We start from the raw sequence: 14664 nt of genomic DNA, 5'->3' as shown, positions 1-14664 counted from the left end.
CAGGTTGCTCAGCGGAACGGCATGCCGCCGCGGCCGCCCATGGCGCCCATCATGCCCTTCATGTTGCGCATCAGGCCCTTCATGCCGCCGCCGGCCAGCTTGCCCATCATCTTTTCCATCTGCTGGTACTGCTTCATCAGCTTGTTGACGTCGGCCGGCTGCATGCCCGAGCCGCGGGCGATGCGGGCGCGGCGCGAGCCGTTGAGCAGCGCGGGGTTGCGGCGCTCTTTCTTGGTCATCGAATTGATGATGGCGATCATGCGCGGCACTTCCTTGCCGGTGACCTGCTGCTTGACGTTGTCCGGGATCTGGCCCATGCCCGGCAGCTTGTCCATCAGCCCATGGATGCCGCCCATGTTCTGCATCTGCTCGAGCTGTTCCTTCATGTCGTTGAGGTCGAACTTCTTGCCCTTGGCGACCTTGGCGGCCAGTTTGGCGGCCTTTTCCTGATCGACGCTGTGCTCGACCTGCTCCACCAGCGACAGCACGTCGCCCATGTCCAGAATGCGGCTGGCGACGCGATCGGGATGGAACACGTCCAGGCCGTCGGTCTTTTCGCCGGTACCGACGAACTTGATCGGCTTGCCGGTGATGTAGCGCACGCTCAGTGCCGCGCCGCCGCGCGCGTCGCCGTCGGTCTTGGTCAGCACCACGCCGGTCAGCGGCAGCGCCTCGCCGAACGCCTTGGCGGTGTTGGCCGCGTCCTGGCCGGTCATCGCATCGACCACGAACAGGGTTTCGGTGGGGTTGACCGCGGCGTGCAGCGCCTTGATCTCGTCCATCATCGCCTGATCGATCGCCAGGCGGCCGGCGGTATCGACCAGCAACACGTCGACGAACGACTTCTTCGCATCGGAGATGGCCGCGCGCACGATGTCCACCGGCTTCTGCGAGGCGTCGGAGGCGAAGAACAGCACGCCCACCTGTTCGGCCAGGGTCTTGAGCTGCTCGATCGCGGCCGGGCGGTAGACGTCGGCCGAGACCACCATGACCTTCTTCTTGCGCTTTTCCTTCAGGTGCTTGGCGAGCTTGCCGACCGTGGTGGTCTTGCCTGCGCCCTGCAGACCGGCCATCAGCACGATCGCCGGCGCCGGCACGTTGAGGTTGAGGTCGGTGGCGGCCGCGCCCATGACGGCGGTGAGCTCGTCGCGCACCACCTTGATCAGCGCCTGGCCCGGGGTCAGCGACTTGAGCACTTCCTGACCGACTGCGCGCACTTTGATGCGCTCGATCAGCGCCTGCACCACCGGCAGCGCCACGTCGGCCTCGAGCAGCGCGATGCGCACTTCGCGGGTGGCTTCGCGGATGTTCTCCTCGGTCAGGCGGCCGCGGCCGCGCAGGCGCTCCATGGTGCCGGAGAGACGTTGGGTAAGGGACTCGAACATGCGCAAAGGACCGCGGAGGGGAAACGGGTGCCGATTATAGCGGCACCGGCTGGCGGCCGGCCCCAGCCCCGGAAACGTGACCTTTTAAGGAACTCTTCGACCGCACCGCGCGGCGGGCAATCCGCCGGGACCGGGACTGCGACGAGCAGAACGGCAGCAAGGCCGGTAATAGACGCTCTACTGCATACCCGGCGCACCCCCGCTTCATGCGAGGTACCGCCCCCCTTGCCGGCCAGCAAAACCCAAGCGACCCATTGCCAGGCTTCCCCGATTCCCCGATTCCCCGATTCCCCGATTCCCCGATTCCCCGATTCCCGATTCCCCAATCCCCAATCCCCAATCCCGGCCCCACCATGCGAAACTTCCACGATGACAATCGTTCTCATCGCGTTCGCCCTGTATCTGCTTGCCACGGCACTGCTCACCCGGGCGGTGTTGCGCGATGGCAACCAATCGCCTGCGCACTGGCTGGCGCCCGCATTGGCTGCAGTGGCCTTGCACGCCGGTTACCACGTGCTGGTGGCCGTGCGCACCGCTGGCGGGCCGGACATGCACTTCTTCGCGGCCTTGTCGTTGTGCGGGCTGGGTATGGCTGCGCTGACGGCGGTGTTCGGCGGCCGCGGGCGGATGGCGGCGGTGGGTGTGGTGGTGTTCCCGCTGTCGGCGATCCTGCTGGCCAGCTACCACGCCTACGGCCATGAGCCCAGTTCGGATCTGGGCTGGCGACTCGAATTGCACGCGTGGCTGGCCTTGCTGGCCTACGCCACGCTGGGCATCGCTGCGCTGCTGGCAATCATGCTGTGGCTGCAGGAACGCGCGTTGCGGCGGCGCGATTTCCATAGCTGGCTGCGCGCACTGCCACCGCTGACCGAGCTGGAAACGCTGCTGTTCCGCACGATCACGGTGGGCTTTGTGCTGTTGAGCCTGACCCTGCTGACCGGCCTGTTGTTCGTGCAGGACTTCCTGGCGCAGCGGCTGTTGCAAAAGACCGTGCTGAGCATCCTGTCGTGGATCGTGTTCGGTGCGCTGCTGATCGGCCGCTGGCGCAATGGCTGGCGCGGCACCAAGGCGGTGCACTGGACGCTGACCGCGATGGCGCTGCTGGTGCTGTCGTTCTTCGGCAGCAAGTTCGTCATCGAGCTGGTGCTGGGGCCGCGTTGAGCGCGGTTGGCCTAGCCCAGCGTCTCTGATGTGAAATCGAACACGGCGAAGTGCGATCGCCTGGATTGCACATCCTGGCCGGTGCGCTGGCCGCGCGCATGGATCGAACTTCTGCGGCCTGCTACGGGCAGGCACACCAGAGCATTGGCAACCCAGGCTTGCGGCAACTGAAGGTCTTGCAACTTCAGAGTGGGCACTGCGATCAGCGGTGCCGGGTCGCGCCCGCACGACGCAGCTCAGCCAACCCCCAAGCGCTGAAATCTCTCACGCATCCAGCGCGGCGCGCACGGCGTCCCAGGGCTGGTCCGGCCCCGCCTTGGCAAAGCGATAGCTGATACTGCGGCGGTAGGTCTGACCCGGCCGCAGGATGGTCGAAGGGAAGTTGGGGTGGTTGGGAGCGTCCGGATAGTCCTGCGGCTCCAGGCATACGCCACGGCCCAGTCCGGGATGGTGGGCGTCCAGATGCTGGCCTTCGTACACCTGCACCGCCGGGGCATCGCTGCTGATGCGCAGCGCCACGCCACTGTGCGGGGAGTACAGCTCGGCAACGCAGTCCGCGTCGGCGGCCAGCACCAGACACTGGTCGTAGCCCTTGCCGAGGATGATCTGGGGATGCGCCGGCTGAATGTTGTCGGCCAGCGCAGCAGGCTGGCGGAAATCGAATGGCGTACCGGTCACCGATGCGATCTCGCCCGTGGGGATCGACTCGGCATCCACCGGCAGGTAGCGATCGGCCGGCACGCGCAGCACCTGCGCTGCGGCCCGCAGCTGCGGGTCGCCGGACAGATTGAAATACGGGTGGTGGGTAAGGTTCAACGCAGTCGCGGCATCGCAGTGCGCTTGGAAGTTCAGCTGCAGGCTCAGCCCGTGAAGCTGTAGGTGCGCGCGCACATGCAGATTGCCGGGGTAGCCCTCTTCGCCATCGGGTGAGTCGTAGCCCAGCAGCACCTGGTCCGGCGCCTGCTCCAGCACGCTCCACACCCGTCGCCCGAAACCGCGCAGCCCGCCGTGCAACTGGTTACGCCCCTCATTGGCGGCCAGCACGTGGGTGACGCCCTCCAGGGTGTAACGCGCACCGGCGATGCGGTTGCCGAAGCGGCCCACCAGAATGTTGAGGCTGTCGCCATCGGCAGCATAGGCGGCTAGATCCGGCAGGTTCAGCACTAGCGGCACGACACCCTGTGCGGTGGTCAACTGCAGCGTATGCAGGATGCCGCCGTAGGTGAGCACCTCCGCCTGCAGACCAGCCTGGCTGCGTAGCGTGAGCGCATGGATTTCGACACCGTCTGGCAACTGCCCGAACACTCGCTGCATGGATCGTCCTGCCGATGAGGTAGCCCGCGAGCATAGCCGCATGCGATGGCTGCCGACCATGCCGCCGCGCACATCCTGGCCGGCGAGGCGATTGCAGTGGCGAAGCGACTGCCGCGCTCGCCTGCAGCGGCCGCGCTGCAGCAATACAAAGGGCGGCCACCGGCACTACGCTAGCCGCGCACTTCCCATCGCAGCAGCACCCACCCGACCATCGACCAGCACAGGAGCACCGACCCGATGCAGTGGATTTCCCCCGCGTTGCAGGCATCGCGCAGGCAGCTGTTGAACGCCGTTTTCGTCGCCGCCGCGCTTGCCAGCGTGCCGGCCAGCTTCGCTGCCGAGGTCAAGGTCAGCGGCACCTTGCGCGTGGACCAGCCCGGCGCGCAGGTGTCACGGCAACTGTTCGGCCAATTCGCCGAGCATCTGGGCACCGGCATCTATGGTGGCGTGTGGGTGGGCGAGGAATCGTCGATCCCCAATACGCGCGGCTATCGCAACGACGTGGTCGCCGCGCTGAAAGCCATTGCCGTGCCCAACATCCGCTGGCCTGGAGGTTGCTTCGCCGACGAATACCACTGGCGCGATGGCGTCGGCACGCCGGGCAAGCGCCCGATCCGGGTCAACACGCACTGGGGCGGTGTGGAAGAGTCCAACCGTTTCGGCACGCACGAGTTCATGGACTTCACCGAATTGCTCGGCACCCAGGCCTATGTCGCCGGGAATGTGGGCGATGCTGCGCCGGAGGAGATTGCGCAGTGGACCGAATACATGACCGCGCCGACACGCTCGAGCCTGGCCAACGAGCGCCGCGCCAATGGCCGCGATGCGCCCTGGCAGGTTCCCTACTTCGGTGTGGGCAACGAGCTGTGGGGCTGCGGCGGCAATATGCGCGTGGAGTACGCAGCCGATGTGTTTCGCCGCTACCAGACCTTCGTCAAGTCGCCGGCCAACCAGAAGATTTTCAAGATCGCGCCCGGCCCAAGCGACGACGACTATCACTGGACCGAGGTGATGATGCGCGAGGCCACCAAGTTCATGGATGGGCTGAGCATGCACTACTACACCATTCCCGGTGGCTGGCCGCCGCGCGCGTCTTCGACCACGTTCGACGAAACCGCGTGGATCCAGACGTTGTCACGCACGCTGGTGATGGACGAGCTGATCACCAAGCACAGCGCGATCATGGACAAGTACGACCCGGCAAGGAAAGTGTCCCTGGTCGTGGACGAATGGGGCACCTGGTATGCGCCATTGCCAGGCACCAATCCCGGCTTCCTGCAGCAGCAAAACAGCCTGCGTGACGCGCTGGTGGCGTCGCTCAACTTCGACATCTTCAGCCAGCATGCCGAGCGTGTGCGCATGGCCAACATCGCGCAGATGGTCAATGTGCTGCAGGCGATGATCCTCACCGATGGCGAGAAGATGGTGCTGACGCCGACCTATCACGTGTTTGCGCTTTACAAGCCCTACCAGGACGCCACACACCTGCCGCTGCAATTGCAGACACCTGCGTATCGTCATGGCGACACGCAGGTGCCGGCCGTGCACGGCTCGGCGGTCAAGGCGAAGGACGGCCATGTGTATCTCGCGCTGACCAACCTGGACGCGACTGCGGCGGCGGCTGTGAGCGTGCAGGTGGAAGGGCTGCCGCTGCGTGCGGTGGAGGGACAGATCCTGACCGCACCGGCGATCACCACGTACAACACCTATGCGCAGCCACAGGCCGTTGCGCCGGCGGCATTCAAAGGCGCACGTGTCCAAGGCAAGGCAGTGAACGTGGCGCTGCCGGCGCATTCGATCGTGATGCTCAAGTTGCGATGAGCGATCGGATGCAATGCACAGGGCCTGCCCAGGCGCATGACGTGTCGGGCACCGCCAGCCGTGTGGCGCCGCGTTGCCGCGCGCGGGCGCGCCTTCGAACCGGGCGCGATCGTTGCATCTGATGTGCCTGGTGGTCACGTCGCCGTGCCGGCGTGACACTCCGGGTTGAAGGCGCCATCGACAAGGCGCACTAGCAGCGCCGTCGATGCCGCACGCCCAGCCAACGTTTACGCGTTGGCGGGGGTGCTCTTGAGCATGTCGATGAGCTGGCGCAGGCGGTAGGGTTTAGGCAGGAAATCGACCTGAGCCGGCAACGGCGGCAACTGCGCCTTGGCAAATCCCGAGGCCAGAATCACGCGTGCCTGCGGCAGCAGTTGCGCCACCTGCTCGCTCAGTTCAATGCCCGACATGCCGTTGGGCATGCGGATATCACTGAACACCACATCGTACGGGCCGCTGTCGCGCACCATGCGCAACGCGCTGTGACCATCATCGGCGGTGTCGACGCTGATGCCGGCATCGCGCAGCGCTTCGCCGATCAGTTCGCGCAGTTCTTCTTGGTCTTCCACCATCAGCAGGCGAAGGGATTCAGTCATGCTCGGCCTCCTCGACGGCCGGGAGAAACACGGTGACGGTGGTGCCGCGTCCAGGTGCGGTCTCAAGCTCGACGAAGCCACCGGACTGGGATGCGAAGCCATAGACCTGGCTCAAGCCCAGGCCGGAGCCCTTGCCGACATCTTTGGTGGTGAAAAAAGGTTCGCTGGCGCGCTGTGCAACGTGGGCGGACATCCCCGGACCATCGTCGCGTACCGCAAGGGCGACGTACGGGCGAAGGACGCCTTGGTGGCCTGAGGGTTCGGGTCGTTGCGCAGCAGAAGCAAGCAACACGATGCTGCCGCCAGCGGGCATCGCATCGCAACTATTGAAGACCAGGTTGAGCAGCGCCGCCTCCAGCTGTCCAGGGTCGACGCGCACATGCGGCAGTGCGTCGGCGAACTGCAACGCCAAGCTCACACCCGGCGGGCAAGCACGCCGTAACAGTTCCAGCGAACGGGTCACGATGTCGTTGACGGGGTGGCGCTCGGGGTTCAGCTGTTGCCCGCGCGCGAAAGCGAGCAGTTGCCGCGTCAACAAGGTGCCGCGATCCACCGCAGTTTGCGCCACTTCAATCAACATGCGGGTGCGCGCATCTTCACCAGCGCTCAGCGCTATCAGGTCCAGGCTGGTCACCATCACCGTGAGCAGGTTGTTGAAATCGTGGGCCATGCCCAGCGTCAACCGGCCCAAGGCTTCGACCTTCTGCGATTGCAGCAACGCCTGCTGCGCCTGTTGCAGCAACTGCTGCGCTTCATGGCGCTCGGTCAGATCGCGGGTGACTTTTGCAAACCCGACCAGCACGCCGAATTCCAGCACCGGTTCGATCACCACGCTGGCCCAGAACCGGCTGCCGTCCTTGCGCAGGCGCCAACCTTCGGCAGCGAAGCGCCCTTCTTGCTTGGCAATTTCCAGATTGCGGCTGGGTTCGTCGCGTTGCGCATCCTCGGGCAGGTAGAACCGCGAGAAATGCGTGCCCAGGACCTCGCTTGCGCTGTAGCCCTTGATGCGCTCGCCGCCGGGGTTCCAGCTGCGAATATGCCCACCAATATCGAGCATATAGATCGCGTAATCGGACACGCTCTGTACCAACAGCTGACACTGCCGGCTGTCGTAAGAAAGCGGCCCTGCGCTGTCGACGGCCGTTTCCGCATCCATCGCGCGATGATTCTCCGGAAAAGCGCGGGACCATATTGATAGCGACGTGAAGGCTGCGTGCAAGCCAACCCGGCAGCAAAAAGCGTCAATTTCCCGGCGATTTGTGCGTGAAAGTTATCGGCTACCATGACCGCCCTTCCAGTTCGGTCCACGCACCTTATGCACACCATCTCGACCACACGCGACCGCTGGGTGTGGGTCATCGCGGGGGCCTTGATGGCTGGAACGCTGGGCATGGAACTGGTAACCCCGCTCGGTTATGCAGTGTGGCTGACCTACTTCGTGGCAGTGGGCGTGACGGTGTTTCAGAACCGCCCGCAGGTGCCACTCATCGTCGGCGTGCTGTCGTGTGTCTTGCTGGCGATCGGTTTTCAGCTCGCGCCACCAAGCACGAATTCGAGCTTTTCCTCGGTCAATCGCAGCATTGGCGGCGTGTCGTTCCTGGCAATGGCGTTGGTGGTGATGCAGGCGATCCGCGCACGCCGCCAGGCCGAATTCGCACTGTGGCTGCAGCAGGCAGAAAACACGGTCGAAGCCAGTTTGCGCGGCGATCAGGCACCGCAGGAGCTGGCCGATGCCGCGGTGCGCGCACTGTGCCAGACACTGGATGCGCAGGTCGGCGCGCTGTATCGCATCGAGGGCGACCGTCTGCGACTCACCGGTGGTGCCGCGTTGCCGCCGGATCTGCCGCAGACGCTGCCCACCGCAGCCGGCCAGCTCGGCGAAGTGCTGCAACGTGGCACGGTGCGTCGCATCCGTGGCATGGACGCCGGGCATCTGCAGATCGCCTCCGGGCTGGGCCAGAGCAGCTGCCAGGAGCTGCTGCTGGCGCCGATCACCGCCGACGACCGGGTGATCGGCGTCATCGAGCTCGGGCGCGTGACCGACCCACGCACCGCCGGCTCGCGCGAAGAAGAACTGCTGGCACGCTGCGGCGAGAACATCGGCCTGGCACTGCGCACCGCATTGCTGCGCGCGCAGCTGGTGGCGTTGCTGGAAGAAACCCAGCGACAGAGCGAGGAACTGCAGACCCAGCAGGAAGAACTGCGCGTGGCCAACGAGGAACTCGAAGAACAGAGCCGTAGCCTGCAGCAATCGCAAAGCGACCTGGAAATGCAGCAGGCAGAACTGGAACAGACCAACGTGCAGCTGGAAGAGCGCACGCAGGCGCTTGAGGCGCAAAAGCAGGCCTTGTTGATCGCGCAGAATCAGCTGGTGCGCAATAGCAACGAGTTGTCCACTGCATCGCGCTACAAGTCGGAATTCCTGGCCAACATGTCGCACGAGTTGCGCACGCCGCTCAACAGCGCCTTGATCCTGGCCAAGTTGCTGGCCGACAACAAGGACGGCACGCTCAGCGCCGAGCAGGTGAAATATGCGCAGGCGATCCTGTCGTCCAACAACGACCTGCTGGCGCTTATCAACGACATCCTGGACCTGTCCAAGATCGAAGCCGGGCACGTGGAGCTGGCCGACGAAACGGTCGTCACCGATTCGGTGCTGCAACGCCTGCGCGAAACCTTCGAACCGCTGGCGCGACAGAAGGGTCTGGCATTGGAGATCGCGGCAGCTGCCGGCGCGCCGGCACAGTTGGTCGTCGACAACCAGCGCCTGCAGCAGATCCTGAAGAACCTGTTGGCCAACGCCATCAAGTTCACCGAACACGGCAAGGTCAGCTTGACGGTCCAGGCGCATGCGCCCGGCCGTGTGCACTTTGCGGTGACCGATACCGGCATCGGCATCGCGCGCGAACAGAGCGAGGTGATCTTCGAAGCGTTCCGTCAGGCCGACGGCAGCACGCGCCGCCGTTATGGCGGTACCGGGTTGGGTCTGTCGATTTCGCGCGACCTGGCCCAACGCATGGGCGGCAGCATCAGTGTGGACAGCGAGCCCGGGCGCGGCAGCTGCTTTACGCTGGAATTGCCGACCGATGGCGCACCTGCGGAGGTGACCGGCCCTGCCGATACAGCTACGAACGCCGCCGCGGTCGCAGGCCCGGCGTCTGCTGCCCATGTGCAACAACGCAACGGCAGCGCGATGGGTGCGCAATCCGGCGCATCTGGTGGTGCGGTGGCCCACACGGTGCCGGTGCCAATCGCATCGCCCAACGCTGCACCGATCCAACGGGCCGACGACGATCGCGACCAACGCAGCCGCCCCGGCCGGCTGATCCTGGCGGTGGAAGACGACACCCGCTTTGCGCAAGCACTGGTGGAACTGGCCCACGAACTGGATTTCGATTGCGTGGTGGCCCCCAACGCAGAAGAGGCCCTGCGCCTGGCCGCCGAGATGCGCCCGAGCGGCATCCTGCTGGACATCGGCCTGCCGGATGCGTCCGGTCTGAGCGTGCTCGAACGCCTCAAGCGCGATCCGGCCACTCGCCATGTGCCTGTCCACGTGGTGTCCGCGCTGGAACGCAGCCAGATTGCGCTGGAGCTTGGTGCGGTTGGCTACCTGATCAAGCCGGCCACGCGCGAACTGCTGGCCGGTGCGATCCGCCAGCTGGAAGAAACCAATGCACGCGCAGTGCGTCGTTTGTTGATCGTCGAAGACGACAGCGCATTGCGCGCGAACCTACAATTGCTGCTGGCGCGCGACCAGCTGGACATCGTCGCGGTCGGCAGCATTGCCGAGGCGATGGATCAGCTGGCAGGCTCCACCTTCGATTGCATGGTTACCGATCTGGCCTTGCCCGACGGCAGCGGCTACGACCTGCTCGAACGCATGGCCGGCAACGATGCGGTCGCCTTCCCTCCCGTGATCGTCTACACCGGGCGCGCCCTGACCCGCGACGAAGAACAAGGCCTGCGCCGGTATTCCAAGAGCATCATCATCAAGGGCGTGCGCTCGCCGGAACGCCTGCTCGACGAGGTGACGCTGTTCCTGCACAGCGTGGAAGCCTCGTTGCCCAGCGATCAGCAGCGCCTGCTGCGCGAAGCACGCCGCCGCGACGCGGTGCTGGACGGCGCCACCGTGTTGCTGGCCGAAGACGACGTGCGCAACATCTTTGCGCTCTCCAGCGTGCTCGAACCGCTGGGCGTCACGCTGCAGATCGCACGCAATGGCCGCGAGGCGCTGGAGCACCTGGCCAAGCACGAGGTGGACCTGGTCCTGATGGACATCATGATGCCGGAGATGGATGGCATCACCGCGATGCGGCAGATCCGTACGAACCGTCAATGGCAGGATCTGCCCATCATCGCGCTGACCGCCAAGGCCATGGCCGACGACCGCGAACGCTGCCTGGAAGCCGGCGCCAACGACTACATCGCCAAGCCCATCGACGTGGACAAGCTGGTCTCGCTGTGCCGCGTGTGGTGCTCGCGGCAATGAACGCGGTAGAGCTGTTCGACCTGGAACTGCGCGTGCTGCTGGAAGCGGTCTTCCAGCGCTATCACTACGACTTCCGCGACTATGCAGTGTCGTCGTTGCGACGGCGCATGCGCCACGCGATGGCGCGTTTCGACTGCGCGCGCGTGGCCGATCTGCAGCACCGTCTGCTGCACGAGCCGGACACCTTCGCGCAGGCGATGCAGTTCTTCACCGTGCAGGTCTCGGAGATGTTCCGCGACCCGGCATATTTCCGCGTCCTGCGCGAGCATGCGGTGCCGGTCTTGCGCACCTATCCCTCGATCAAGCTTTGGGTGGCAGGCTGCAGTACCGGTGAAGAAGTCTGGTCCCTGGCCATCCTGCTGCACGAAGAAGGCCTGTTGGAAAAGGCGGTGATCTACGCCACCGACATCAACCCCGAAGCGCTGGGCATGGCCGAAGCCGGCGCCTATGGCATCGATCGTATCGCGCAGTTCAGCCGCAATTATCTGGACGCCGGTGGCCGCACCTCGCTGTCGGACTACTACACCACCGCTTACGACGGTGCGGTGTTCGACCGGCGCCTGAAACGCAATATCGTGTTCGCCGATCACAGCCTGGCCACCGACACGGTGTTTTCCGAAGTCCACTTGGTGTCGTGCCGCAACGTGCTGATCTATTTCAACCGCAGCTTGCAGGATCGCGCGGTGGGGCTGTTCTACGACGCATTGGTGCATCGCGGATTTCTCGGATTGGGCAGCAAGGAGTCGCTGCAGTTCGGCGCGCACGCGCAGGCCTTTGAAGCCTGCGCGCGTGAGCAGCGGCTGTATCGGAAGGCCGCATGAGCCGCGCGTCTGCAGCCCAGTGTTTCGATGCGATCGTGATCGGTGCCTCCGCCGGTGGCGTGATGGCCCTGCAGGCGTTGTTGTCCGGGCTGCCGGCAGATTTGCCGATGCCGGTGTTGGTCGTGCTGCATCTGCCGCGCGACCGCCCCAGCCACATCGCCGAGCTGCTGGATGCGCGCTGCGCGTTGCCGGTGCGCGAGGCCGACGACAAGCAACCGCTGCTACCCGGCACCGTCACCATCGCCCCGCCCGACTACCACCTGCTGGTGGAAACCCGCCACAGCCTGGCGTTGTCGATGGATGCGCCGGTGTTGTTTTCGCGCCCGGCGATCGACCTGCTGTTCGAATCGGCTGCCGATGTCTTCGGCGAACGCCTGCTGGCGATCCTGCTCACCGGTGCCAGCAGCGACGGCAGCGCCGGGGTGGCCGCGGTGCGTGCGGTGGGCGGTACCGCCTGGATCCAGCGCCCCGATGACGCTGCCGCCTCGTTGATGCCCGCCTCCGCTCTCGCCCACGCCGGCGCCGATGCGGTGCTGACCTTGCAAGCCATCTGCACCCGACTGGAAGCTTTTCACGCATGAACCTCACCGCGACCGGCCTGGCTGCAAGCAGCGACGACACCGAATCGACCAAGATCCTGATCGTGGACGATGTGCCGCAGAACCTGGTGGCCATGGAAGCGCTGCTGCAACGCGACGGCATCCGCGTGCTATGCGCCGCCTCCGGTGCGCAGGCGCTGGAACTGCTGCTCGAACACGACGTGGCATTGGCGCTGCTGGACGTGCACATGCCGGAAATGGACGGCTTTTCGCTGGCGGAATTGATGCGCGGTTCGCAGCGCACCCGGCATGTGCCGATCATTTTCCTGACCGCCTCGCCAAACGATCCGATGCGCGCTTTCCAGGGTTATGAAACCGGCGCCGTGGATTTTCTGCACAAGCCGATCGAGCCGCACGTCATCCTGAGCAAGGTCAACGTGTTCATCGAGTTGTACCAGCAGCGGCGGCTGCTCAAGGCGAGAAATGCCTCGCTCGAACGCGCGCTCACGCTCAACGAAACCATGATGGCCGTGCTCACCCACGACCTGCGCACGCCGCTGTCGGTGATCCTGCTGTGCGCCGACAAACTCGGCCTGGATGTCGATGCCGACAGTTCGGCGGCGCGCACGCTGGAACACCTGGAAAACAGCGCGCACCGCATGTCGCGCATGGTCGAGCAATTGCTGGATTTTTCGCGCCTGCGCACCGATGGTTTGCCGATGCAGTTCGGCCCATGCAACCTGGGCGAGGTGGTGCACAGCGTGGTAGGCGAAGTGGCGCAGGCCAATCCGCACACTACGATCGACCTGCGCACCGAGGGCGACCTGGATGGCGATGGGGATGGCGACCGGTTGGCGCAGGTCGTGTCCAATCTGGTCGGCAACGCCGTCCTGCATGGCGGACGCCATCCGGTGCAGGTGCATCTGGATGGACGCGAACACGACACCCTGCGCCTGTCGGTGCGCAACGCCGGCAGCATCCCCGACAGCCTGATGCCGCGCCTGTTCGAACCGTTCAAGGCCAGCTTCCATGCCAGCCAAGGACTGGGACTGGGCCTGTTCATCGCCGACCAGTTCGTCAAGGCACACGGCGGCACGCTGCAGGCGCGCAACGAGGACGGCGATGTGGTCTTCGAAGCACGACTGCGCCGCCACAACCTGGCAGCCTGACCGCCGCACGTTCCCGGCGGCTGCAGTGCCGAGGCGCGCGCAGGTGTGCGACCAGCGCATCTTGGCCGATGGATTGCCGCGGCCTCCAGCAAGAGGGGCCAACAGCGCGCTGCCGTCGATCAACGCACAACAGATCCGCTGCCGCCGTGTCAGCGAGCCCGACAGCCAGCGCCTTGGCAGTGCGCCAGGCGGCCCAGGTGACAGCCAACTCAAGCAGTGCCGTTGCACCCCATGCGCCGTATGCTCGTGCGGCCAGCGCGCTGGACGCACGCTCCTGCCCCACTGCTCTCCAGTTCTTGGTCGTACCAACATCCCTTGGTCATCCTCGGGTGCACACCGTGCACCCCGTCTGCGGAGGTGGTTATGTCGTATATCGATGGTTTTGTGCTTGCCGTCCCCACGGCCAACAAAGAAGCATTCATCGCGCATGCCCGCATGGGCGATGCGGTCATCATGGAATACGGTGCGCTGCGTGTAGTGGAGTGTTGGGGCGACGATGTCCAGCCGGGGCAATGGACCGATTTCTATCGCGCCGTGGATGCCACCGCCGAAGAGACCGTGGTGTTTTCCTGGATCGAATGGCCGGACAAGGCCACCCGCGATGAGGGCATGCGCAAGATGATGGAAGACCCACGCATGGACCCGTCGGTCAATCCGATGCCATTCGATGGCAAGCGCATGGTCTACGGTGGCTTCGTGCCGATCGTGGCGCTGGGCCAATCGGCGTGAGCGATGTGGCGCGTGGCGGCCCGCAGGAGCTTGGCCAGGCATGCGCAGGCTGGTGCCGCCGCTGGCATTGGGCACGGAATCGCTGGTGGTGATCGCTACACTGGCCGCATGCAGCATGCGCCGCCAGCGATGGCCGGAGACAGCGCAGGCAGCGCCGCCGACTGGAGACCAACATGACCGATGCACCACTACTGATCGCCTGCCCGAGTTGCGCTGCGATGAACCGCATTGCGCCCACGCGCCTGCACGATGCGCCCAACTGCGGCAGCTGCCATCAGCCGCTGTTCCTGGGGACGCCGGTGGCTTTGTCGGCTGCAGATTTCGACAAGCATGCGGTGCGCAGTGCACTGCCGCTGGTGGTGGATTTCTGGGCACCTTGGTGCGGGCCATGCCTGAGCATGGCGCCGCAATTTGCCGCAGCCGCTGCAGCATTGGAACCGCAGGTGCGCCTGGCCAAGGTGGATACCGACCTGCATCCGGCGCTGGGCACGCGCTTTGGCATCCGCAGCATTCCCACCTTGCTGGTCATCCAGGGTGGGCAGGAACTAGGCCGTCATTCCGGCGCAGTGAGCAGCGCGCAAATCGTCAACTGGGTGCGCTCTGTCCTGAGCAAGCGGTGAAACGACACGACGGCCAGCTG

12 protein-coding genes are annotated in these 14664 nt (G+C 65.2%); 8 read left to right on the top strand and 4 right to left on the bottom strand.

What is annotated here, in order from left to right; all coding sequences use genetic code 11:
- Positions 1 to 8: 8 nt before the first annotated feature.
- Complete coding sequence (ffh, locus tag ACCQ07_RS06665) at positions 9 to 1385, bottom strand: signal recognition particle protein (protein ID WP_008571118.1); 1377 nt, start codon at positions 1383 to 1385, stop codon at positions 9 to 11.
- A gap of 369 nt (positions 1386 to 1754) precedes the next feature.
- On the opposite strand from ffh, the gene ACCQ07_RS06660 reads away from it, so the two are divergent.
- Complete coding sequence (locus ACCQ07_RS06660) at positions 1755 to 2546, top strand: cytochrome C assembly family protein (protein WP_008571117.1); 792 nt, start codon at positions 1755 to 1757, stop codon at positions 2544 to 2546.
- A 264-nt stretch (positions 2547 to 2810) separates the two neighbouring features.
- On the opposite strand, the gene ACCQ07_RS06655 is transcribed toward ACCQ07_RS06660, so the two are convergent.
- A complete protein-coding gene (locus ACCQ07_RS06655) occupies positions 2811 to 3860 on the bottom strand; it encodes an aldose epimerase family protein (protein ID WP_011346786.1) in 1050 nt (349 codons plus the stop codon).
- A gap of 237 nt (positions 3861 to 4097) precedes the next feature.
- Here ACCQ07_RS06655 and ACCQ07_RS06650 point away from each other — a divergent pair, with 237 nt between their 5' ends.
- Positions 4098 to 5681: an alpha-N-arabinofuranosidase gene (locus ACCQ07_RS06650; protein WP_122272229.1), complete on the top strand. Its 1584-nt coding sequence runs from the start codon at positions 4098 to 4100 to the stop codon at positions 5679 to 5681.
- A gap of 227 nt (positions 5682 to 5908) precedes the next feature.
- Here ACCQ07_RS06650 and ACCQ07_RS06645 read toward each other — a convergent pair whose 3' ends face one another.
- Together ACCQ07_RS06645 and ACCQ07_RS06640 are read right to left on the bottom strand one after the other, a co-directional pair.
- Positions 5909 to 6277, bottom strand: coding sequence for a response regulator (locus tag ACCQ07_RS06645; RefSeq protein ID WP_007967477.1), 369 nt, complete (start codon positions 6275 to 6277; stop codon positions 5909 to 5911).
- Complete coding sequence (locus ACCQ07_RS06640; protein ID WP_046937560.1) at positions 6270 to 7433, bottom strand: two-component system sensor histidine kinase NtrB; 1164 nt, start codon at positions 7431 to 7433, stop codon at positions 6270 to 6272. The genes ACCQ07_RS06645 and ACCQ07_RS06640 overlap by 8 nt, the downstream gene beginning before the upstream one ends.
- 159 nt (positions 7434 to 7592) lie before the next feature.
- Here ACCQ07_RS06640 and ACCQ07_RS06635 point away from each other — a divergent pair, with 159 nt between their 5' ends.
- The 6 genes from ACCQ07_RS06635 (at position 7593) to trxC (ending at position 14644) form a co-directional block, all read left to right on the top strand.
- A complete protein-coding gene (locus ACCQ07_RS06635) occupies positions 7593 to 10766 on the top strand; it encodes a response regulator (RefSeq protein ID WP_218555804.1) in 3174 nt (1057 codons plus the stop codon).
- Entirely contained in the window at positions 10739 to 11587 is an 849-nt protein-coding gene (locus ACCQ07_RS06630) for a CheR family methyltransferase (protein WP_008571108.1), read from the top strand. The genes ACCQ07_RS06635 and ACCQ07_RS06630 overlap by 28 nt, the downstream gene beginning before the upstream one ends.
- The gene (locus ACCQ07_RS06625; protein WP_011346781.1) at positions 11584 to 12168 is read left to right on the top strand and encodes a chemotaxis protein CheB; all 585 of its coding nucleotides are present in this window, start codon (positions 11584 to 11586) and stop codon (positions 12166 to 12168) included. Before ACCQ07_RS06630 ends, ACCQ07_RS06625 begins: the two co-directional genes overlap by 4 nt.
- Complete coding sequence (locus ACCQ07_RS06620) at positions 12165 to 13295, top strand: hybrid sensor histidine kinase/response regulator (RefSeq protein WP_008571106.1); 1131 nt, start codon at positions 12165 to 12167, stop codon at positions 13293 to 13295. Before ACCQ07_RS06625 ends, ACCQ07_RS06620 begins: the two co-directional genes overlap by 4 nt.
- 363 nt (positions 13296 to 13658) lie before the next feature.
- Positions 13659 to 14024, top strand: coding sequence for a DUF1428 domain-containing protein (locus tag ACCQ07_RS06615; RefSeq protein WP_008571105.1), 366 nt, complete (start codon positions 13659 to 13661; stop codon positions 14022 to 14024).
- Between the two features lie 173 nt (positions 14025 to 14197).
- Positions 14198 to 14644 (top strand): thioredoxin TrxC, encoded by a 447-nt coding sequence (gene trxC / locus ACCQ07_RS06610; RefSeq protein ID WP_372363920.1) that lies wholly within the window; start codon positions 14198 to 14200, stop codon positions 14642 to 14644.
- Positions 14645 to 14664 lie beyond the last annotated feature (20 nt).

The sequence above is a fragment of the Xanthomonas sp. NCPPB 3583 genome, assembly GCF_041475715.2.
Classification (GTDB): domain Bacteria; phylum Pseudomonadota; class Gammaproteobacteria; order Xanthomonadales; family Xanthomonadaceae; genus Xanthomonas; species Xanthomonas euvesicatoria.
Note: the sequence above shows the minus strand (reverse complement) of the source record. Positions and strands in the feature narration are given on the sequence as shown.